At 39.4% G+C, this 7,602-nt stretch carries 7 protein-coding genes; 3 read left to right on the forward strand and 4 right to left on the reverse strand.

All coding sequences use genetic code 11. The annotated features are described in order from the left end of the window. Positions 1-109: 109 nt before the first annotated feature. A complete protein-coding gene (locus AC5W14_RS14260) occupies positions 110-325 on the forward strand; it encodes a hypothetical protein (RefSeq protein WP_496194836.1) in 216 nt (71 codons plus the stop codon). A 67-nt stretch (positions 326-392) separates the two neighbouring features. Then, positions 393-944: a hypothetical protein gene (locus AC5W14_RS14265; protein WP_496194837.1), complete on the forward strand. Its 552-nt coding sequence runs from the start codon at positions 393-395 to the stop codon at positions 942-944. Between the two features lie 801 nt (positions 945-1,745). On the opposite strand, the gene AC5W14_RS14270 is transcribed toward AC5W14_RS14265, so the two are convergent. The 4 genes from AC5W14_RS14270 to AC5W14_RS14285 form a co-directional block, all read right to left on the reverse strand. Then, positions 1,746-2,861, reverse strand: coding sequence for a DUF418 domain-containing protein (locus AC5W14_RS14270; RefSeq protein WP_496194838.1), 1,116 nt, complete (start codon positions 2,859-2,861; stop codon positions 1,746-1,748). 162 nt (positions 2,862-3,023) lie between these two features. Continuing rightward, on the reverse strand, positions 3,024-4,403 hold the full coding sequence (locus AC5W14_RS14275; RefSeq protein ID WP_496194839.1) for an MATE family efflux transporter: 1,380 nt from the start codon (positions 4,401-4,403) through the stop codon (positions 3,024-3,026). Between the two features lie 14 nt (positions 4,404-4,417). Further along, positions 4,418-4,690, reverse strand: a complete 273-nt coding sequence (locus tag AC5W14_RS14280; protein ID WP_496194840.1) for a metal-sensing transcriptional repressor — start codon at positions 4,688-4,690, stop codon at positions 4,418-4,420. Between the two features lie 133 nt (positions 4,691-4,823). Next, positions 4,824-5,096, reverse strand: coding sequence for a helix-turn-helix domain-containing protein (locus AC5W14_RS14285; RefSeq protein ID WP_496194841.1), 273 nt, complete (start codon positions 5,094-5,096; stop codon positions 4,824-4,826). 188 nt (positions 5,097-5,284) lie between these two features. Here AC5W14_RS14285 and asnB point away from each other — a divergent pair, with 188 nt between their 5' ends. Further along, positions 5,285-7,189, forward strand: coding sequence for an asparagine synthase (glutamine-hydrolyzing) (gene asnB, locus AC5W14_RS14290; protein ID WP_496194842.1), 1,905 nt, complete (start codon positions 5,285-5,287; stop codon positions 7,187-7,189). The last annotated feature ends 413 nt before the right edge of the window (positions 7,190-7,602 follow it).

Genomic DNA, 7,602 nt, shown 5'->3' on the forward strand with positions numbered 1-7,602 from the left:
ACAAAAAGGAAGCTTTCCATTTTTTTAAATGTGACGCATTAGCGATAGAACCATTTTCGAATACGGGCTCATAGCTGCGGGTCCCGCTGACGTCATCGAAGAAAAAGGGTTGACTGAAGAGGAATATTGGGAGGAGTATGTCATTAATGCCTATAAGGAACAATTGATGCTAAATAAACTACAGGACGAAGTTTTAATAAATATTACAGATCCAGAAGAAAGAACAGCGACTTGGAATTCATTTGAAAAGGAAACCATCAACACATTTAAAAAAGAAAATGCTAAAGAAGTGACCAATTTCCAATCCAAGGTTTTATCAGAATAAATCAATGGTATCATAAAGCATCCTCCACGTGAGGATGCTTCTCAATTGTATAAAAAGGAGGATGTCCATGAAATACCCTCTCCTGATAAGTGTCGTTGGAGTGTTATTCCTTTCTGCGTGCGGAAACGACTCCTACCAGGTCGAAAATGAAGAAGAAATCCCTGATGCTATTGAAAATCAAATGGAGCAGGAGCTTACTGTACCGACCTTTCCAAAAGTCGAGCTTTCCAGAGTGTCTACCAGAGTGAATGAAGAAGAGGAAGTAGAAGCCATTATTATGGTATATTCACAGGAAACACAAGAAGAACTCCTTCCCTTTTTCCAAAATAAGCGTCAGCGTTCTCAATGGGAAAACAGTCAAAGTGGGCATCTATTGTATGGACCATATAGTGACAAAGCAAGTATTTTTATCACATACGAGCAGCCCAGGCGCTCTATCGCCGGCGATGCCGACACTATTCAAATTAACGAACAAGAAGTAGCTGTTCTTAGTACGTCGGAAGATAATTCGTATGAAGTAGAAAAGGACGCAGGTATTTATAGAATTGTATTTTCAGAAGGTGCTAACTATTCTCTTGCTGAACAACGAAAACATTTAGCCTCTTTCATTAAGCAGTAAGGCTAGCTCTTCTTTTATTCCTATTAAATTATTGCATGTTGACTAGTCATGTTCTAAAACAAAATTGCACTATGTAATATTTTAAAAAGCAATACCCCTTTTGCTGTTTGTTTTATGTAAAATACGCTCTTTAAATATTTGGATTTTCAGACATTTTCATATTGAATTATTTTAAGCTTTTGAAAGTGCAAAAACTTATCTATCATTCAAAAATCAAAAAACACCTTTTTATTCGTTTTATAAATAATTGCTATCTTAATAATCGTTCGTAAAAGTACGGTTTTACAAACAGAAAGGGAGAGAAGAGGCTAATCACTGCCATTTTCTCTCTTTGTATAGGAAGAGTTTCGGATAACCGTGATTATGTTAATGACACAGACTATAGTTAGTTTTTTTCTTCATGATGAGTTCATTAACGTTTAGGGGCTTAGGCTTGGCTTGAAGAGTAATGGAATGAGACGGTATGGCTCACGGAGGGACAGAAGGAAGAAGGTGTTAAATGTTTTCGTTTAATACAGCCTGTACATACTTCTTCTTATCGCTAGCCTGATCTTTTAATAGACTGTTCCACACGCGTTTTTCTTAATATAAAGGATCCGTAATGCTCTAATGCATGAAGTTAAACCAGATGTTCGGCTCATGTAGTAGAAAATAATCGTTTTTTTTCGCTGCTGGTGTTCTTTTTATTGAAACGGTCGTATTTTTGCCCACCATTTGGTTTTATCCAGGAAAAGTAAAACGAGAAGGGTCCGCTTAAAAACGGAGGAGCATATCTCCTATCTTCATTTGCCCTTGTTATTTTTAAGAACGCCTGCGAAGCAAAGGCACCCATTTCCCATAGGTTCCTATTCTCCAGAGCCATTCAAATGGCCCGTAGTAGCAAGCTCTCAGCCATAAAGGGCTGATCATCATTTGGGCACCGAATAAAAGCAGACCGATGAAGAGCGCGAACGCATAGCTTGGAGCGATCCAAATACCAAGATTTTCGAAAATGGTCCGGCCACTTGCTTGAAACAGACTGACCATAACAAGCGATTGCATCAGGTAGTGAGTAAATGTTAATTTTCCTACCGCAGCAAAAGGAAGAAGGAGCACCTTTTTTCTGCCCGCACCCAATAAAAACAAGCTCATAGCAATCCCTATGCTTACTAAAAAGGAGTAAAAATCATCTAAATGCTGAAAGAAAAACGAATTTACATCAAAATAGATGCCTGTTTTTCCGATTAAACCAATAAAAAGCAGCCCGAAGCTGATCAGCCATTTTTGCCGGCATCTGGCCCATTCTCTTAAAAAAATGCCGCTTCGATACGCATACATGCCAAACAAAAAGTAGCCGAGATGGTCAATCATGGAAGAAAATTCAAGCAATAAATACTCGGTACCGGTTGGGTAGGCATCTACATTCACTGTATCGTTAAGCCAGCTGTCCGGCGGCAGGTGAAGGACGGTATAATAGTTAAGAAGATCAATGCCGGTGGAATAACCGAGCCAAAAGAAGAAACCGAGCCCTAGCAGCCATTTAGCCGGCAACCGGATACATAATAGTAGAACAAATCCGGCGGCGGCATACAAAAGCAAAATGTCGCCCGCCCATACAAAGAAGCCGTGGAGGGCTCCAATAAAAAACAACAGCCCCAATCGCCGTATTAATACAGGATACGGCTTGATGTCTTTTGTGCGTAACCGGTCGTAGATAAGCACAAGGCTGACCCCGAACATAAACGCAAACAACGGCCTGGCACTGTCCTCCAGGCCAATCGCAAGCACAGCTTCGAGAAAGCTGTTTATCGTAAACGGCCCGGCGTCTGCAACGGATGCGAGACCCGGAATATTGACTAGAAAAATAGCAAATAACGTCGCTCCTCGTATTTGATCCAATATGTCTATCCGCTGATTCTGCTGGGCAGGGAGTGTCACGGGAACACCTTCTTTCTTAAAAGGGAACGTCTTGTCAGGTACTCAAAAAATAGGCGATAGAACCCTTATATAGGATAATAAAAAGATGTGAGAAAAATAAAACTCTTCTTTCTATTTCAATAAAAGACGATACCAGGGTCTTTCCTGCTATCGGTCATCGTTTTATGCTAAATGGTTTGTTTTTTCAGTGTTGATCCATCGGTCATTGTAAAACCCAACCCACAGGAATATAGCCCGAAATAAATTGTCGAGAGCAATTGCCATCCATACCCCGGCAATACCCCATCCAAATTGAATACCGAAGATATATACCAAAAGTGTACGGATTCCCCATATGCCGATAATAGTGAGATACATTGGAGATTTTGTGTTACTTCCTCCATGATAGGCTGCGGTTAAAATCAATACGACTGCTAAAATCGGTTGATAGATCCCTCCTATTTTTAAAGCGGTACTTATATCGTTGATGACGTGAGGGTTATCTGTGAACATAGAGCCTGCCCATCCACCTGCTACATAAAGAATGCCGCCAAATAGAGTCATAGCAATAACACCAAGATATAAAGATAGTTTGACGTACTGCTTGGCTTCCACGTATCTATTTGCCCCTAAGTGTTGTCCAACTAAAATGGTAGTAGCGGTAGCAAACCCGGCCCCAATCATATAGGCAAATGTTTCAATACTGCCTGCAATTTGATGAGCAGCAAAGGTGCGAGTTCCGATAGCTATAATGAAGCCAAAATAGAGAACCTGCCCTAGGCGCATGATAAGACGTTCTGCACCAATCGGGCTTCCCAGAGCCATTAAATCCCATTGCTGCTTGCTGTTTATTTTCCAATACTCTTTTTTCAAATAGAGTACTTTAGATCGATATACATACCAAAATAATAGTAACCCGCCCACAATTCTTGCTGTTAAGGTGGCGATCGCTGCACCTGCCAATCCCATAGGGGGGATGATCCAAAAACCGAAAATAAGGACATAATCTAAGATAATGTTAAGGAGATTGATCCCGATAACTACTTTCATGGGTGTTTTTGTATCCCCGGTTCCTCTTAAAATACTGCTGAAGGTAAACATCAACGCCATAAAGATAGATGGCACCGCCACAATACGAAAGTAAAGCGTACCTAATTCCAGAACATGGTCTTCGATTCCCATAAGCTGAAGAAGGGGACCGGTAAAAAACAAGGTGACGGCACCTAAAAGCAGACCTAATACTGCCGATAGGAGAATCCCTTGTTGAGCTAGTTGACTTGCGATTGCTGGCTTCCCTGCCCCTAGGTACTGAGCAACTAATACGTTAATGGCAACTCCCAAAGACATAAAAATAGCTATATAAACTGCTAAAATGGCGTTTGTGACTCCGACGGCTGAAACTTCTATTAATCCCAACTGAGAAACAAACAACGTATCAACGAAGCCAACATTCATTTGAAAAAAATTTTCAATCACGGCTGGCATAGCCAGTAGAAGAATAATTTTTATTTTTTCTCTTGTATTTACTGATTCAGAAGGAAAGTTATTATTAGATTTAAACAAGACCGATTTCCCCTTTATCGAATAAATTGATCGATAGCTTTGTTTAAATCGTTTAATACTTTTTCTTTATGCTTATTTTGAACAGTATATGCCACACAACTGTGCAAATGATCTTTTAGCATGAGTTTTCCACAATTGTCTACTGCTGATCGAATCGCAGCAAGTTGAATCAACAGATCTCCATAATCTCGTTCGTCCTTTGCCATATTCTTGACGGAGCGAACATGTCCTTCTATACGAGCCAAACGGTTTTCAATTTGTTTTCGATATGGTGGAGTTCCTGCCATTAAAGATCCCTCCCAACGTTTATATATCCCCCTGGGGGGGTTATTGCAAGCAGTACTATACAACGACGAAAGGAGTTTCATTTCCAGAATGATGCTCCTTTCATCGTTGTGCTTTTTTATACAAGTTTATTCTTTATACACGCCGCTGAAAGGGGCCATGAAGTAAATCCTGTGTAGAAACGTTTAATGCTGTAGATAATTTGGATAAAAATACCAGGCCGGGGTTTGCGTTTTTATTTTTTTCTACCGTACATAAATAAGATACCGATACGTTGGCTGACCGTGCTAACTCCGATAAGGAAAGCTGGTACTTTTGACGATAGAATTTAATATTTTCTCCATTCATCATGCTCATCCTTTCTTTATTCGTTGTTACCCTGCAATGTTTAATTTCTACGTTTGTCATAGCATTTCATGAAAATGCGAATAAAATATGTTTTTTACTAGGTCTTTTTGTTTATTTTTAATTGTTTTTATAATATTTATTAGCAAAATAGCGTGCTAAATGACAAAACCTAACAAAAAATCCACATTTGCCTGCTATTGTTTGATTAAATCTAGAAAATTAAAATAAGTTAGAGCGGGGGAAGGGTAATGTGTGGATTTATAGGGTGCCTGCATAGTAATCCTCAACATATGAGCGTGCGCACGAAAGGGCAATGGAGAAAAAGAAACGCGGCTATTACTCACCGTGGTCCAAATGATGAAGGGTACTATTACGATAAATGGATACACTTAGGCTTTAGCCGGTTGAGTATTATTGATATAGAGCATGGTCACCAGCCCATGTCTTACACGGACGAACGATACTGGATCGTATTTAATGGAGAAATTTATAACCACACAGCACTTCGAAAAGAATTAAGAGAACTGGGTGTTTTCTGTCAAACAAATTCAGATACGGAAGTGTTACTTGCCCTGTACAGTCACTTTAAAGATAGTATGGTTCAAAAAATCAGAGGAATGTTTGCTTTTGTTATTTGGGATAAAGTAAATAATGAAGTGTTTGGAGCCAGAGATCACTTCGGAATAAAGCCGTTATATTATTTAGAAGAAGAAGCAGCTACTTACTACGCATCTGAAACAAAAAGCATCTGGAATCTAGTCGGTAAAGAGATCAATCATGAATCGCTGCAGCATTTTCTTAGTTTTCAATATGTACCAGAGCCACAAACAATGATGGAGGGAATTAAGAAATTACCTGCCGGTCATTATTTTACTCAAACACCAGGAAGTCCAATAGAAATAAAGAAATACTGGAAACCGGCTTTTTCTTCTCTCTTGTCTTCAAAAGCACAAGCAGCCAAAGAAATTCAACATTGTTTAATGGATTCGGTTCAAAGTCATATGAAAAGCGATGTTCCTGTAGGTGCTTTTTTATCGGGAGGGATTGATTCGACGATCATCACTTCTTTAGCCAAACAGCTCAATCCCCATATCAAAACTTTTTCCGTTGGATTTGAAGAAAAAGGATTCAGCGAAGTGGATGTTGCTAAACAAACAGCCGATGCGCTGAATATTGAAAATATCAGCTATGTTGTTTCACCGGAAGAGTTTATCCATGAACTTCCCCGCATCGTTTATCAGATGGATGATCCGCTGGCGGACCCGGCCGCTGTTCCCTTGTATTTTGTAGCAAGAGAGGCGAGCAAACACGTAAAAGTCGTGTTGTCAGGAGAAGGGGCCGATGAGCTGTTTGGAGGGTACAATATATACCGCGAACCTTCTTCTCTACGAATGTTTACTCATCTCTCTTCATCAAGTAAAACGTGGTTACGTGCATTGAGTCACTTTATTCCAGAAGATACAAAAGGAAAGAGCTTTATTAAAAGAGGGACCACTCCTTTGGAAGCCCGTTATATCGGCAACGCAAAAATTTTCGAGGAAAAAGACAAGATAAAGCTTTTGAACAATTATCAAAAAGATGTTCCATATACAAAGATAACCAAACCAATATTTGAAGAAGCTGCAGGGTATGACGCTGTGGCAAAAATGCAGTATATAGATATAAACACATGGCTGCCCGGTGATATTTTGTTAAAAGCCGATAAAATGACGATGGCGCATTCTCTTGAATTACGAGTGCCTTTTTTAGATAAAAATGTATTTGAGGTAGCCTCAAAAATTGCTCCCCATTTAAAAATAAACGATCAAACGACAAAATATATCTTACGGGAAGCTGCGAGAGGAATAGTGCCGGAACATGTATTGAATCGAAAAAAATTAGGGTTTCCTGTGCCGCTGCGGAAATGGTTGAAAAATGAACTATACTCATGGGCGATTGAAACCGTACAAAACAGCCAAACAGATCATATTTTTAACAAAAAGAAGGTTCTCCAGCTAATTGAACAGCATGCACGAACAAAAAAAGACTACAGCAGAAAAATCTGGACGATTTTGATCTTTATGATCTGGCACCAAATCTATATTGAAAAATCGATCTCCTTTATAGAGGAAGACAAAATCCGCAAGTTTTCTGTACCTGTTAAGGCTTACTAAGAACAAAGAAGAGTTTTCTAAAGGAAAAGAGTCACCCAACAATAAATGAAGTAGTTAAATACAAGCCATAGCTCATCCAGCTGTGGCTGTTATTCATTTTTTGCGTGCAGAACAATGAGTGGAATAGAAGGGATTTTGTTCATGGGGATACCGTTTGGGTCTTTTTAGGACACGTCTGCTTTTATGTTCAGCAATACATAAGCTACAATAGGTAATAAACAGCTCGGAAAGTATAGTTCCTGGAGAGTAGATATAATATATGCCTTTTTTCATTAGGACATTGCCAAAGGCATAAAAGCAGATTTTTTTAGGAGGGGAGGAAAAAATGGACAGCCAAACCATTCTTGTTGTAGACGACGAAACGCCGATGCGGGAGTTGTTGACTCTTTATCTTGAAAATGAGAATTATCACG

The organism is Sinobaca sp. TMA16-18, assembly GCF_059510535.1.

Coding starts and splice junctions, on each gene's coding strand:
- AC5W14_RS14280 (WP_496194840.1), bottom strand. CDS start 4,690: ATGGCAGGAACTCCACCATATCGAAAACAAATTGAAAACCGTTTGGCT.
- AC5W14_RS14285 (WP_496194841.1), bottom strand. CDS start 5,096: ATGACAAACGTAGAAATTAAACATTGCAGGGTAACAACGAATAAAGAA.
- AC5W14_RS14265 (WP_496194837.1), top strand. CDS start 393: ATGAAATACCCTCTCCTGATAAGTGTCGTTGGAGTGTTATTCCTTTCT.
- asnB (WP_496194842.1), top strand. CDS start 5,285: ATGTGTGGATTTATAGGGTGCCTGCATAGTAATCCTCAACATATGAGC.